The organism is Chlorobium phaeovibrioides, assembly GCF_003968655.1.
Lineage (GTDB): Bacteria > Bacteroidota > Chlorobiia > Chlorobiales > Chlorobiaceae > Chlorobium > Chlorobium phaeovibrioides.
This window is the reverse complement of the sequence record NZ_RXYK01000014.1, coordinates 41,841-53,764: the sequence shown is the minus strand read 5'-3', so window position 1 is coordinate 53,764 and position 11,924 is coordinate 41,841. Positions and strand designations below refer to the sequence as shown.

The following is an 11,924-nucleotide window of genomic DNA, read 5'->3' as shown; positions in this document are numbered from 1 at the left end:
GTAGGTCGTCGCCGATTTTTTTGTGAAAAGCCTGTCCTTACGGACGGGCTTTTCTCGTTTGGCTCCCAAGCCTTTTTCCCCCTCTTCCCCCTCTTCCCCCTCATCTGCACAGCTGGCTCCGCCTCGTATTGCGGGACTTCCGCCAGGACAGATGCCATTTCTGCTGATTGAAATGGCTCTTTTGTTCCAGATATTGCTGCGCCATCGTGGTTTTCCTGACCTGGCGAGGTGTATGGACAAGCTGTATGAACCTTCCCGGCTCGTGATGCAGAGGGTGAGTCAGCTGTTTTTTTATGGCGCGTTCACTTTCATGGTCCTCACCAGCTGGACAACAACCCCCTCATATGGACCGCCTTTTTCCCACAGCAGGATCTCCTTTCCTTTCGCTGTGTTTTTGACGATATGATCGCCTTCTTCAGGTGAGAGTCCGGGATGGATAAGCAGAGTGTCTCCTTCCATGATCATGCCGGGAGTCATCTTCTTTCCTGCAGCTGTTATGCTGTAAATCTCCCCGGCCTGTCCGATTTCTTCAAGCCTGAGAGATGGATGAGGCCGGGGCAGGTTTTTCTCAATCATTCCTGTTCCCGTCAAGAGCCATGAACTGTTGCACCCGAGGGCTTCAAGGCGCTTGAGTATGGGGGCTCCCGGCTGGCGCTTGTCTGAAAGATAGAACTGCAGGTTGGATGCACTCATTTCGAGGGCATCGGCAAACGCCTTGACTGTTTTGAATTTCAGTTTACCAAAAGTCCGGATTCTGGCGCCCGTAGTCAGCAATTGCATTCTTTTTTTTGTTAAAAAGTCACTAATTGTATACTATTCTTGCATAGGGTCTTTGAAAGCAAAGATACGAAAAGCCCGGAATCTTCTTTGCCGTCCGGGTTATTGCTCATGAGAGGCTGCTGAGGGGTGTTTGGGGTGGCTTTGTTTTTGTTTCTGTAGGCAATCGCATGTATTTGTGGGTTGAATTGTATGTATTTGTTGGCTAAAGTAAGAAATAACTGAATGTTACATTAGATGGATGCCTTATGGTCAGTCGTTACCCGAGTTCCACTATATCATCACGACGGGTTGTTGTCGTGCAGAGCGATCCGGATGCACGGGAGCGCCTTGTTGCATATCTGAAGAAAGAGGGGATAGATGTTTTCTCTGTGGCTTCAGCTCTTGAGCTTTACAGCCTCCTTTCGCAGGAGGAGTTTGCGTTGGCGGTCATTGCCGATGACCTTGCAGATCAGCGCGGTCTGGTTGTGGCGCGTTTTCTCAAGCGCAATACCTCCCTTTCATCAATTATGCTGATTGGAGCAGTCACGCCCAAGGCGCGTCTTGCTGCATATAATGCCGGTGCACTGGCATGTTTTGCCACACCTGTTGAATGTGCAGAGTTTTCTGTCCTCATCGGGAATCTTTTGGAGAAGGGGGTTGCCGAAGGACGCGGTGAAGCAGCGTTGGCTTCGCAGCTGCAGTTCGGAGGCGGCGAGTGGAAGCTTCTGCGCAATGGCTGGGTTCTCGTTGGTCCCGGGGGGGCAATGGTGAAGCTGACAATAAAGGAGTTTGAATTCATGTCCATTCTTGCGTCATCAAAAGAAATGGCTGTGCCTCGTTCCACCCTCATGGAGCATATGGAATACCGTAACGACATTCATGGGCATAAAGCACTTGAGGCGGTCGTTCACAGACTGCGTATGAAAGCAGAAAAAGCTGGCGGTCAACTGATAGAAACGGCCCATGGCGTAGGTTGGGGCTTTTCGTCTGTCGTCACCCTTGTCTGATTGCCCTCAACCCTTCCATTCCGTCCCTAGAATCTATAAGCCGCTGCCAGGCCTGTTATGGAAGGCATTTCTTCGTCTGAGAGAACAAGAACCCTTCCTCCTTTCTCCATTACCAGCGATCCAATATCATCAAGAAGATCATCGACTCCGGGATTGTCAAGCGGTGCAAATGTGACTTCTCCTGTGGCTGGATCAAGTTTTCCCGGCAGCAGGGCTTCGCTTCGGAGAAGAAGCACTGCGATGCGTCCCTCTGCGGCGGCCACGGCAGCTGTTTCCGGGTCATCGGTTCCTGTTCCTGAGGCAATGGCAGCAGCGCACAGCTCACCTTCACGGGATATTCTTGCTGCATGAACCGGTGCCATGGCTTCCCATGCGCGCTTTTTGAGCTGCTCTTCTGAAAGATGTTGCGGGTCGGTCGTCATTGCTTCTTTGATAAGCCGCTCATTCTTGCTGATTTTGCGGAAAAGACCCTGGTGTTCCGGCAGAGCTGCCAGCATAAGAGGCATACCGGAGGTATTGCTGAACATTCTGGAAACTGCTGAGTCGACCTGCCTGAAAAACTTTTCAGCATCAATTTCCTCCTCGTCTCTCCGCGAACTGTGGCCGTGGCGTCTCACACCGCCACCTGCCGCAGGGCCAAATGATGCAAGAGTGATTTCAGGGTGGCTCAATTCACTGCCAAGTGCCTGTTCAAGGGTGGCTGGAAAATCTGATGGCAGCTGAAGTGCATCAATGGAATACTGGTCAGCCTCAAACATTGCTGCAGTAGTCCTGCTCAAAGAGAGAATATGAAACCGCCTGCTACTCTGCATGACGCGTAAAAGAGGCTTGGTGTGAAAACTGTCGGCGGCTATTGCAAGTTCACGCGGTGAACCCTGGAAACGATAGGCATGGAAAAAGCCGGGTGCACCGAACACTGCCAGCCCATCAAGCGCATGAGTCCAGAAATCTTCGTCATCTGCCAACTGCAGGTAGGGTTCGAGAAGTGTCTGTATTTCTCTTGCCGGGTATTTCTGAGCAAGAGAGCGCTGAAGGGTACTGAGAAGATTTGTGTAACGCAGAGTGTCCTGGCGGTTTTCAGGAAAAGTTCTGTGAGTCTTCTGGTAGAGCGAAAGGCATGGTGACGGGGCGTTTTTTATAAGTCCAGGTACCATATACTCATTGAGTGCGCTCATGATAATCCTCCATGGTTTCAATGCCAGCCTATCATATAGGTAAAAAAATATCAACAGCGTTCTTCCTGTTTTAGTTGCAGTAAGTACACTCAGTCATGAGTGTCCCCAACTTTTGGGGCTTTTGTGGGGATTTAGTGTTATGTTTCTTGAAAGGTATTTTTGGAACGGGAGATTTTGAGATGATGGATGGTTACCAGTTTGAGATTGAGATGGGTGTTCGCGATTATGAGTGCGACATGCAGGGGATTGTCAATAACAGCGTGTATCAGAATTATCTTGAACATGCCCGTCATGAGTTCCTGAAGGTGGTTGGTGCTGATTTTGGGGGATATGCGAAAAAGGGCATCAATCTTGTTGTTGTAAGGGCCGAGCTTGATTACAGGTTTTCGCTGCAAAGCGGCGACAGGTTTGCGGTGGGGCTGAATCTTGCACGGGAGTCGGTTTTGAGGTTTGCGTTTTATCAGGATATTTTCCGTCTGCCGTGCAGGAAACCTGTGCTGCGGGCAAAAATTATTGGAACGGCGCTGAATGGTTCGGGCCGTCCTGAAATTCCTGCCGCTCTGGTCTCTCTTCTTGATGGCGGGGCGGGGAAAGCAGTTGAGGAGACAAAAGAATGAAGCCATTGCGGGAGGTTGCCGGAGCCTATGCGGCTTTGGGAAAGGCTGAGCGGGAGCTTGGCGAGGGTTTGTTTGAGGCGGCTGCCCTGAGCTGCAGGAACGCAATGGATGTTTCCCGGACGGTTCCGGCTGAAGAGGTGTTTGACCATGCCGGATTTGATGCGTTCTGCCATGCCTGGCTTTCACGGGCGCTTGGAGAATTGGGCCGCTTTGATGAGTCGCTTGCTGCAGCGGAGCTGTCGCTTGGTTATTTCAGCCGGCGGGGCGAGTTGCAGGAAGAGGCGGGGAAGATGTGGATTACTGCGGTGATGCAGCGGGCTCTGGCTTTTGATGCTCTTGGACGGCAGGAAGAGGCTCTTGTGGAGCTGCAGAAGGGGGTGGAGATGCTTCAGGAGCGAAAGGGGGAGATGGCCCAAAAGGAGGCCTACCTTCGTGAGGCATCGTTGCGCATTGCCCGGCTGGAAGACTTTCAGAAGCAGGCAAAGCCTTCTGGTTACAAGGCCTGGTGGGAGTTCTGGTCGTAGTATGATGGAAGAGGCTCCCTCCATTCTTGTTGTCCGGCTGAGTTCCATCGGCGACATTATTCTGACGACGCCAGTGGTGCGTCGTCTCAAAGCGAAATGGCCCGGGGCTGTGATTGAGTATTGTACCCGGCCTGAGTTCCTCTGTCTGCTTTCCGGCAACCCGCATATTTCCGTTCTGCATACCCCCGAAACGCTTCCCGGGGGTTCGTATGACCTGATCATTGATCTTCAGAACAGCCGCCGCTCGCGCACTCTGCTGCGGAGGGTGGAGGGGGATGTCAGGGTGCGATACCGGAAAGCAAATTGGAAAAAATGGCTTCTTGTGCATCTGAAGCTTCGTGTCGATGCACTCTCTTCTAGTGTTGTGGAGCGATATCAGGCGGCTCTCGGGGATGTGTTGCTGCAGGATGACGCCCTTGGGTGCGAACTGTTTCCCTCGGAGGAGGATGCTCTGTTCGCATCTTCTCTCATAGCTCCCGGCGAGCGTGTGCTGGGGGTTGCATGCGGGGCCCGGCATTTTACGAAGCGGTGGCCGCCGGAGCATTTTGCTGAGGCAATCCGTCTTGTTGCGGACGGCGAAAAGGTGAAGGTGCTTCTTCTGGGCGGAAAGGATGACCGGCAGAATGCCCTTGGGATTATGGACAGGCTCAGCGAAAAGACGCTGGAGAGTGTGCATGATCTGACCGGCACCTGTACACTGATGCAGACGGGCGCTCTGCTCAGGCGGTGTGATGCGGTGCTGACCAATGATACGGGTTTGATGCACGAGGCTTCAGCTTTTTCAAGAAGGCTTTTCGTGCTGTTTGGTTCATCGGATGCTTCGTTTGGATTTCTTCCCTACAATACCCCGTTTGAGCTGTTTGAGGTTCCGGGTCTTTCCTGCAGGCCTTGTTCGCATATCGGTAGGGAGCGATGCCCTGAAAAGCATTTCCGCTGCATGCGTGACATTCTTCCCGAAAGGGTTGCCGGAAGCATTCTGGCGTTTTTCAGAAGCTTTGCATGATTGAGTGTGTGTGGTGGTGATTGTTGCGTGAGGGGAAATCAGCGGTAAGGTTGGAAATGAGATTGTGATGTCTTACATTTAAGGTCCAAATTTGCGGGCGGTGTTTGCGCTTTCTGGCGTGAAGCCGTGGGTCCGGTGTGCGCAATCCCGGAACCTCGCCGTCTGCAAGCAACTGAGGACACTCAATCATTATTGCATTTGCGCTATGGAAACAAACAAATTATACGAATGTACGGTCATCATTGATGGCGGGCTTCAGGATGAGCCTATTGCCGAAGCAATGGCGATGGTGCAGAAGGTCATTACCGAAAAGGGCGGAAGCATCAAGAGCGTTCTTGATATCGGTCGCAGGAAGACTGCCTATCCGATCAACAAGAAGACCATAGGCTACTATGCCCACATTGAATTTACCGCAGACACTCCGGTTATTGCCGAGATTGAGAGGGTACTCCGTTTTGAGGATGTCCTTCTGCGCTATCTGATCATCCATCTGACAACGCCTCTTCTTGAGATGCGCAAGAGGGTTGAGAAGTACAGTGTGGTCATTGGCAGCCCTGAAGACAAGGCGGCTGCGGAGGCTGAGGCATCAGAAGAGGAAAAAAAGTGATTGTGAGCCGTTGCGGCTGAGATGGTTACGGCAGTTGAGCTTTATGAGATATAAACGGAGGGTGTTATGGCTGAATTGAAAATGCCGGAAATCAACGGTGTTGTCATTGCGGGGAATCTTACCAAGGATCCTGTTTTCAGACAGACCAATTCAGGCGGTACGCCAGTCGTGAATTTTTCAATAGCATGCAATCGCCGGTTCCGCGACAGCAACCATCAGTGGCAGGAGGATGTCTGCTATGTAGGGGTGGTCGCCTGGAACAAACTTGCCGAAAGCTGCCGCGACAATCTGAAGAAAAGTTCGGCAGTCCTTGTTGATGGTGAGTTACAGAGCCGCACATGGAAAGCGCAGGACGGTGCATCACGGACCGTGGTCGAAATCAAGGCAAGACGGATCCAGTTCCTCAACAAACGGAAAAAGGATGGCGAGGAGGATCACGACGGCTTCATAGAGGACGAGAATCATGAGCATCATCATGAGGAGTTTCATGAAGAGGATGCCGGCCATATTTATGAATACAAATATCTCTCCTCCGATTGAGGGGGCGGGTTAAGACAAATTCGCAATGAAACCAATGAGACAGAAGCCCGGAAGAGGGCAGGGCAACAAATCAATCAGCAACGCTCTGGCATCAAAGAAAAAGGTATCGAAAAATCAGGCGGTGTTTTTTGATTATCGTGACGAGCGCAAGCTGAAAAGATTCATCAACGATCAGGGAAAAATGATTCCCCGTCGCATTACGGGACTTTCGGCCAAAGAGCAGAACCTTCTGACCCATTCAGTGAAATGGGCGCGGTTCCTGGCTGTTATACCGTATGTGTCTGATGAGTACAAGTAAAATATTTTGCAATCTTTGAAACGAGGAAGCTAAGAAGTGAAAGTCATTTTAAGAAAAGATGTGGCTGCCCTTGGCGATGCAGGTGAAGTTGTTGCCGTGAAGAACGGTTATGCAAATAACTTCCTGATTCCGCAGGGCATGGCCACGAGGGCTACCGAGGGAACCCTCAGGGCTCTTGAAACAGAAAAGAAACAGCAGGCAAAGAAAATGGAGCTGAAGAGAAAGAGCGCCCGTGATCTTGCTGCCAGAATTGAGCAGATGGCCTTGAAAGTGCAGGCGAAAGCCGGCGAGTCGGGCAAGCTGTTCGGAACGGTTACTGCAGCTGATATTGCCGAGGTCCTGAAAGCTCAGGGTGTTGAGATCGACCGCCGCAAAATCACCATGGAGGCTCCTGTCAAGACGCTTGGAAAGTATGAGGCCGAAGTAAAACTTTTCAGTGATGTCGTCGTGAAGGTTTCCTTTGAGGTTGAGGCAGAAGGGGTTGAGGCGTAAAAGGCATTTCCTTGCCCTTACAGTGATAAAAAGCTCCGTATCCCCCAGGGGAATGCGGAGCTTTTTTCTTTATCTTCCGCCAGGAGATGCATGGTGAAGTTTTTTAATCAAGATGTGATTTCTTATGATTCAGACCCTTCTGCAGGAAAAATATCCTGTCTATACCATCCAGTTTGATAAAAAAGAGACGAGCTGTGGTAGTGTTGACGATATCATTGCCCATTTCAAAAAGCGGATTGACGCCCATTCTGTTGTGCGTTTTATTGGCGTGTTCGACCATTATGCCCATACAGCCTCACTTGAGGGGGGGGTGATTGCTCCCGGTATCAAGGCGGCGAAGAACATTCTGTTCTGCTTCGGCAAGGAGATGCCGAGCCCGCTGGTGTTGGCTGTACGGCCCCGTTCAATCGGTGTGACGGAGATGGATGATTCATTTGTGGTGACCTTTCTCGAGGCTCCCAACCCTACGGCTAATGAGGCTATGGAGAGTTGGACGAAAGCTCTGATTGATATCGGGGGGTAGGCGGGCAAAAAAGGCTCACAATGCTGCCGGTGGGGGTGCTGCAGTTGGCTGTAGGCCCCTTATGCTGTGAACTGGCGAAGCATACGGATATCGTTCTCAAAGAGAAGCCGGATGTCGTTGATTTTGTAGTGGAGCAGAACGGTTCTGTCAACGCCCATGCCGAATGCATACCCGCTCCATACCTCAGGGTCTATGCCGCAGTTCTGTATGACATTGGGGTGCACCATGCCGCATCCCATGATTTCGAGCCATCCGGATTTCTTGCAGACTTTACACCCTTTTCCTCCGCAGAGGTAACAGGTGACATCCACTTCGGCTGAGGGTTCCGTAAAGGGGAAAAAGCTTGGGCGGAAGCGGAGCTTTACATCAGAGCCGAACATCTGGTGGGCAAAGGAGTATATGGTCGCCTTGAGGTCGGCAAAGGTCACCCCTTTATCGATATAGAGCCCTTCAAGCTGGTGGAAGACGCAGTAGCTTCTGGAGCTTATGGCTTCGTTCCGGTAGACTTTTCCGGGGCAGATGACGCGAATGGGTGGTGGTTCTTCAAGCATAACCCGAACCTGCACCGGTGAGGTGTGTGTTCGGAGAAGGACATCATCTTCATTACCGTTCCGTTTGATGAAAAATGTGTCCTGCATGTCTCTGGCCGGATGGTCGGGGGGGAAGTTCAGCATGTCGAAATTGTAGCTGTCAAGCTCCAGTTCCGGTCCGGTTGCCATGGCAAATCCCATGGCGGAAAAAATGCGTTTCATCTCGCCCAGAACTTTCTGGACAGGATGCTCGCTGCCTGTGAATGAGACTCTCCCCGGCAGGGTCAGGTCAATTACCGGCTGAGAACTTTCTTCATGGTGGCTTATGCTTTCGGCCGCTTCGGCAATTCTTGCTTCGGCGCTCTCTTTGAGCTGATTGAGCAGGTTCCCGATACGGGGTCTGTCTGTTGGGTCAACTGACTTCAGCTGAGAGAAAAGGGCTGCTATCAACCCTTTTCTCACGGTATAAAGCAGCCGGAACGATTCAATATCTGCCTCGGAGTTGAGAGGCGCGGCATTGATCTGCTGCTGTAGGCTGCTGATGCTTTTTTCCATGAAGAGCGGTGTTCTCTGCTTAATCGATGATTGCTTTCACGAGCGTGGTGAAGGCCTCGGGATCCTTGACTGCGATTTCAGCCATTGCCTTGCGGTCGATTTCAACGCTCTTCTTGTTCATTGCGTCAACAAGACGGGAATATGTTGTGCCATTGAGGCGTGCTGCAGCGTTGATGCGCATGATCCAGAGGGCGCGGAATGTGCGCTTTTTTGCGCGACGGTCGCGGTATGCATACTGTTCGGCTTTGTCTACGGCGTGCTTGACAACGGTCAGCACATTGCCGCGCGAACCCCAGTACCCTTTGGCTTTCTTTAAAACTCTCTTTCTGCGTGCCTTTGCGGCGACGGCATTATTTGCTTTTGGCATTGTAGTGTAAGGTTATGGATTGAGTGTTATGCCAGAATCATTCGCTTGATCTGCCGTTCCTTTTTTGTGCACTCGAGGAGTGCGGACTGGTGGAGACGGCGCGTGCGCTTCCTGTTTTTGTGTTCGAGGTTGTGCGAGCCGTTCATTCTCTCTCGTTTGATTCTTCCTGAAGCAGTGGCTTTGAACCGTTTGCAGGCACCGCGGTGCGATTTCATTTTAGGCATGATCGTCCTTGTTGTGTTGGTATTGAAAAATGCGATGTTCAGTTAATCGTTGTTCTCTCCATCCTCTTCGGGTTCGTCGGGAAGAGGTGCCAGTTTGCCGGTTTTGGTTCTGATCCGGTCGTAGGCGTCAATTTTCTTCTTGTCTGGTTCGAAGTAGACAAAAAGCTTTTTACCCTCAAACTTGGGGTCACCGTCGCGGTTGCCTACAACACTCAGCCGTTCGGTCAGCCGTTCGGCGAGTTCCAGCCCCTTGTCTTTGTATATGATGGAGCGGCCGAGAAAGACGATTGTTGCCCGAACCCTGTTGCCTTTTCGGAGAAACTCTTCAAGGTGGGCTGTCTTGAAGTCAAAGTCGTGTTTGTCGGTGTTGGGGTGAAACCGAAGCTCCTTGAGCGTTGTGGTTTTCTGTTTCTTTTTCAGGTCCTTGTCCCTCTGCGCCATTTTGAAGAGCAGTTTGCCAAGGTTGTCAAACTTGCATACGGGCGGCTCGGCGTTGGGCTGCACCTCGATAAGATCGGTGTTGCGCTCTTCTGCCATGCGTCGTGCCTCAGCAGTCTGCATAACCTTCTGTGTCCCGTCCTGAAAAATAATGCGGACTTCTGGTACACGGATCTGTTCATTGACCCTGTAGGTGATTTTTGGCTTCTGGGAAGTAACCTTCTGTTTCTTCATGCGTTCGTAGTTGGTTTGGTTGTCAGCCCTTTTGCGGCTATCTCGTTCAGGAGCTTTTCGGTCATTTCCTGTATGCTGAAGGCTCCTTCGTCACCGATGCGGTGGCGGCGGAGCGATACGGAGCCCCCCTCTTTTTCTTTCTGGCCTACAATGACCATGAAGGGGATTTTAGCGAGTTCAGCTTCACGGATCTTTCTTCCGATTTTTTCATTCCGTACATCAAGTTCAACACGGATGCCTGCCCGGTGCATTGCGTCCCGTACCTCGCTGCCGTAGTAGTGTACATCTTCTGCAATCGGAAGTACGACGGCCTGTACCGGTGCGAGCCAGAGTGGGAAGTTGCCGGCCGTATGTTCAATGAGGACGCCGATGAAGCGTTCCATGGAGCCGAACGGTGCCCGGTGGATGACAATGGGACGGTGTTTCTGGCCGTCGCTGCCGACATAGCTGAGGTCAAAGCGTTCGGGCATGACATAGTCAACCTGCACTGTTCCGAGCTGCCATTTCCGCCCAAGGGCGTCGCGAACGATGAAGTCTATTTTGGGGCCGTAAAAGCTTGCTTCCCCGACACCTATGAAGTAGTTGATCTTCATGCGGTCAGCTGCTTCCCTGACATCCTTTTCGGCCTGTTCCCATACATCGGCGGTTCCTCCGTATTTGGACGGGTTCAGCGGGTCGTGCATGGAAAGGCGGGTCTCCACTTCAGTGAACCCGAGCGTAGCAAAGACATACCGGGTCAGATCAATGGCGTTGCAGATTTCATCAACCAGCTGATCGGGGCGGCAGTAGATGTGCGAGTCGTCCTGGGTAAAGCCCCGTGCGCGTACGAGTCCGTTCAGCTCTCCGGATTGTTCGTGACGGTACACGGTACCGAACTCAGCGAGGCGGACCGGCAGGTCGCGGTAGCTCCGCATTTTTGAGCTGTAGATGAGGTGGTGGTGCGGGCAGTTCATCGGTTTGAGAAGATACTGCTCCGCTTTGCCCTCTTCATCGTGATAGGTCAGTGGCGGAAACTGAGAGTCGCTGTAATAGGGATAGTGTCCGGACCGTTTGTAGAGGTCTATGTTGCCAATGTGGGGCGTATAGACCGGAAGGTAGCCGCGCCGGCGCTGCTCCTCTTTGAGGAATGATTCAAGCTCCTGGCGGATGACGGCTCCTTTGGGAAGCCAGACGGGCAGACCGCTGCCGATTTCGGGCGAGAGCATGAAGAGCTCCAGCTCAGTACCGAGTTTGCGGTGATCGCGTTTTTTTGCCTCTTCAAGAGCAGAGAGATGTGCTTTGAGGAGTTTTTCTGTGGGAAAGGCTATCCCGTAAATCCGCTGCATGCTTTCACGCGACTGGTCGCCGCGCCAGTATGAGGCGGAGATGTTGAAAAGTTTCACCGCTTTGAGTGCCGCTGTTGAAAACAGGTGGGGGCCGCTGCAGAGGTCGGTGAAGCCGCCTTCATGGTAGAGGGAGACCGTTTCTGTCTCTTTGAGCGTGTCGGTAAGGATTTCAACCTTGTACGGGTCCTCCCTGACCGTCCGGAAGTACTCTATGGCCTGTATGCGGGGCATTTCTTCCCGGACTATCGGGATGTCGCGTCCGGCGATAAGGAGCATACGCTCTTCTATGGCTCTGAGGTCCTCTTCGGTGAAACGGTGTTCTGAGGCAATGTCGTAGTAGAAGCCCTGCTCAATGGCCGGGCCGGCGCCGAATTTTGAGCCCGGGAACAGTTCTTCAATGGCATGTGCCATGATATGGCTGGCGCTGTGCCAGAAAATTTCCTTCCCTTCAGGGGAGTCGAATGTGATGATTTCAGCGGTGCAGTCGGCCGTGAGTGGAGCCGACAGGTCAACGGCTTTGCCGTCAATCTTGATGGCGACTGCTTCACGGGCAAGCCTGCGCCCTATTTCAAGGGCTATATCCATGCCGGTGCTGCCAGCGGGTAACGGTTTTGTCGTTCCGTCCGGCAGGGTAACGGTCAAGGTCACCTGCTGATCCAGATTCTGAGACATATGTCGTGTCCGGTCGTTGTTGTTTTTCGGGCGT

At 52.2% G+C, this 11,924-nt stretch carries 16 protein-coding genes; 9 read left to right on the top strand and 7 right to left on the bottom strand.

Annotated elements, in window-relative coordinates:
• Positions 1–291: 291 nt before the first annotated feature.
• Positions 292–780 (bottom strand): helix-turn-helix domain-containing protein, encoded by a 489-nt coding sequence (locus EKD02_RS08590; protein WP_011889427.1) that lies wholly within the window; start codon positions 778–780, stop codon positions 292–294.
• A 245-nt stretch (positions 781–1,025) separates the two neighbouring features.
• On the opposite strand from EKD02_RS08590, the gene EKD02_RS08585 reads away from it, so the two are divergent.
• Positions 1,026–1,766: a response regulator transcription factor gene (locus EKD02_RS08585; protein ID WP_126385008.1), complete on the top strand. Its 741-nt coding sequence runs from the start codon at positions 1,026–1,028 to the stop codon at positions 1,764–1,766.
• A gap of 26 nt (positions 1,767–1,792) precedes the next feature.
• On the opposite strand, the gene EKD02_RS08580 is transcribed toward EKD02_RS08585, so the two are convergent.
• Positions 1,793–2,941 (bottom strand): baeRF3 domain-containing protein, encoded by a 1,149-nt coding sequence (locus EKD02_RS08580; RefSeq protein ID WP_011889429.1) that lies wholly within the window; start codon positions 2,939–2,941, stop codon positions 1,793–1,795.
• A 182-nt stretch (positions 2,942–3,123) separates the two neighbouring features.
• Here EKD02_RS08580 and EKD02_RS08575 point away from each other — a divergent pair, with 182 nt between their 5' ends.
• From EKD02_RS08575 to EKD02_RS08540, 8 genes are all read left to right on the top strand, one after another.
• Positions 3,124–3,558 carry an acyl-CoA thioesterase gene (locus EKD02_RS08575; protein ID WP_126342915.1) on the top strand — a complete coding sequence of 145 codons (435 nt, stop codon included), beginning with the start codon at positions 3,124–3,126 and terminating at the stop codon, positions 3,556–3,558.
• Positions 3,555–4,082: a DUF3856 domain-containing protein gene (locus EKD02_RS08570; RefSeq protein ID WP_126342864.1), complete on the top strand. Its 528-nt coding sequence runs from the start codon at positions 3,555–3,557 to the stop codon at positions 4,080–4,082. The genes EKD02_RS08575 and EKD02_RS08570 overlap by 4 nt, the downstream gene beginning before the upstream one ends.
• 1 nt (position 4,083) lies before the next feature.
• The gene (locus EKD02_RS08565) at positions 4,084–5,085 is read left to right on the top strand and encodes a glycosyltransferase family 9 protein (protein WP_342352902.1); all 1,002 of its coding nucleotides are present in this window, start codon (positions 4,084–4,086) and stop codon (positions 5,083–5,085) included.
• A 205-nt stretch (positions 5,086–5,290) separates the two neighbouring features.
• Entirely contained in the window at positions 5,291–5,692 is a 402-nt protein-coding gene (rpsF, locus tag EKD02_RS08560) for a 30S ribosomal protein S6 (RefSeq protein WP_126385006.1), read from the top strand.
• Between the two features lie 66 nt (positions 5,693–5,758).
• On the top strand, positions 5,759–6,232 hold the full coding sequence (locus EKD02_RS08555; RefSeq protein ID WP_011889434.1) for a single-stranded DNA-binding protein: 474 nt from the start codon (positions 5,759–5,761) through the stop codon (positions 6,230–6,232).
• Positions 6,233–6,257: 25 nt separating this feature from the next.
• The gene (gene rpsR / locus EKD02_RS08550) at positions 6,258–6,530 is read left to right on the top strand and encodes a 30S ribosomal protein S18 (protein WP_011889435.1); all 273 of its coding nucleotides are present in this window, start codon (positions 6,258–6,260) and stop codon (positions 6,528–6,530) included.
• 36 nt (positions 6,531–6,566) lie between these two features.
• The gene (rplI, locus tag EKD02_RS08545) at positions 6,567–7,022 is read left to right on the top strand and encodes a 50S ribosomal protein L9 (protein WP_126385005.1); all 456 of its coding nucleotides are present in this window, start codon (positions 6,567–6,569) and stop codon (positions 7,020–7,022) included.
• A 124-nt stretch (positions 7,023–7,146) separates the two neighbouring features.
• Entirely contained in the window at positions 7,147–7,545 is a 399-nt protein-coding gene (locus tag EKD02_RS08540; protein WP_011889437.1) for a DUF6858 family protein, read from the top strand.
• 59 nt (positions 7,546–7,604) lie between these two features.
• Here EKD02_RS08540 and pheS read toward each other — a convergent pair whose 3' ends face one another.
• From pheS to thrS, 5 genes are read right to left on the bottom strand one after another with little or no spacing between them, the layout of a single operon-like run.
• Complete coding sequence (gene pheS / locus EKD02_RS08535; RefSeq protein WP_126342870.1) at positions 7,605–8,630, bottom strand: phenylalanine--tRNA ligase subunit alpha; 1,026 nt, start codon at positions 8,628–8,630, stop codon at positions 7,605–7,607.
• Between the two features lie 19 nt (positions 8,631–8,649).
• A complete protein-coding gene (gene rplT / locus EKD02_RS08530; RefSeq protein ID WP_011889439.1) occupies positions 8,650–8,997 on the bottom strand; it encodes a 50S ribosomal protein L20 in 348 nt (115 codons plus the stop codon).
• Between the two features lie 26 nt (positions 8,998–9,023).
• Positions 9,024–9,221: a 50S ribosomal protein L35 gene (gene rpmI / locus EKD02_RS08525; RefSeq protein WP_011889440.1), complete on the bottom strand. Its 198-nt coding sequence runs from the start codon at positions 9,219–9,221 to the stop codon at positions 9,024–9,026.
• Positions 9,222–9,263: 42 nt separating this feature from the next.
• Positions 9,264–9,893 carry a translation initiation factor IF-3 gene (gene infC, locus EKD02_RS08520; RefSeq protein WP_126342873.1) on the bottom strand — a complete coding sequence of 210 codons (630 nt, stop codon included), beginning with the start codon at positions 9,891–9,893 and terminating at the stop codon, positions 9,264–9,266.
• Positions 9,890–11,890 carry a threonine--tRNA ligase gene (thrS, locus tag EKD02_RS08515; RefSeq protein WP_126385003.1) on the bottom strand — a complete coding sequence of 667 codons (2,001 nt, stop codon included), beginning with the start codon at positions 11,888–11,890 and terminating at the stop codon, positions 9,890–9,892. Before thrS ends, infC begins: the two co-directional genes overlap by 4 nt.
• Between the last annotated feature and the right edge of the window lie 34 nt (positions 11,891–11,924).

Bases quoted from the DNA above. Each gene is read 5' to 3' on its own strand.
- EKD02_RS08590 (WP_011889427.1), bottom strand. From the start codon at position 780: ATGCAATTGCTGACTACGGGCGCCAGAATCCGGACTTTTGGTAAACTG.
- EKD02_RS08585 (WP_126385008.1), top strand. From the start codon at position 1,026: ATGGTCAGTCGTTACCCGAGTTCCACTATATCATCACGACGGGTTGTT.
- EKD02_RS08580 (WP_011889429.1), bottom strand. From the start codon at position 2,941: ATGAGCGCACTCAATGAGTATATGGTACCTGGACTTATAAAAAACGCC.
- EKD02_RS08575 (WP_126342915.1), top strand. From the start codon at position 3,124: ATGGATGGTTACCAGTTTGAGATTGAGATGGGTGTTCGCGATTATGAG.
- EKD02_RS08570 (WP_126342864.1), top strand. From the start codon at position 3,555: ATGAAGCCATTGCGGGAGGTTGCCGGAGCCTATGCGGCTTTGGGAAAG.
- EKD02_RS08565 (WP_342352902.1), top strand. From the start codon at position 4,084: ATGATGGAAGAGGCTCCCTCCATTCTTGTTGTCCGGCTGAGTTCCATC.
- rpsF (WP_126385006.1), top strand. From the start codon at position 5,291: ATGGAAACAAACAAATTATACGAATGTACGGTCATCATTGATGGCGGG.
- EKD02_RS08555 (WP_011889434.1), top strand. From the start codon at position 5,759: ATGGCTGAATTGAAAATGCCGGAAATCAACGGTGTTGTCATTGCGGGG.
- rpsR (WP_011889435.1), top strand. From the start codon at position 6,258: ATGAAACCAATGAGACAGAAGCCCGGAAGAGGGCAGGGCAACAAATCA.
- EKD02_RS08540 (WP_011889437.1), top strand. From the start codon at position 7,147: ATGATTCAGACCCTTCTGCAGGAAAAATATCCTGTCTATACCATCCAG.
- pheS (WP_126342870.1), bottom strand. From the start codon at position 8,630: ATGGAAAAAAGCATCAGCAGCCTACAGCAGCAGATCAATGCCGCGCCT.
- rplT (WP_011889439.1), bottom strand. From the start codon at position 8,997: ATGCCAAAAGCAAATAATGCCGTCGCCGCAAAGGCACGCAGAAAGAGA.
- rpmI (WP_011889440.1), bottom strand. From the start codon at position 9,221: ATGCCTAAAATGAAATCGCACCGCGGTGCCTGCAAACGGTTCAAAGCC.
- infC (WP_126342873.1), bottom strand. From the start codon at position 9,893: ATGAAGAAACAGAAGGTTACTTCCCAGAAGCCAAAAATCACCTACAGG.
- thrS (WP_126385003.1), bottom strand. From the start codon at position 11,890: ATGTCTCAGAATCTGGATCAGCAGGTGACCTTGACCGTTACCCTGCCG.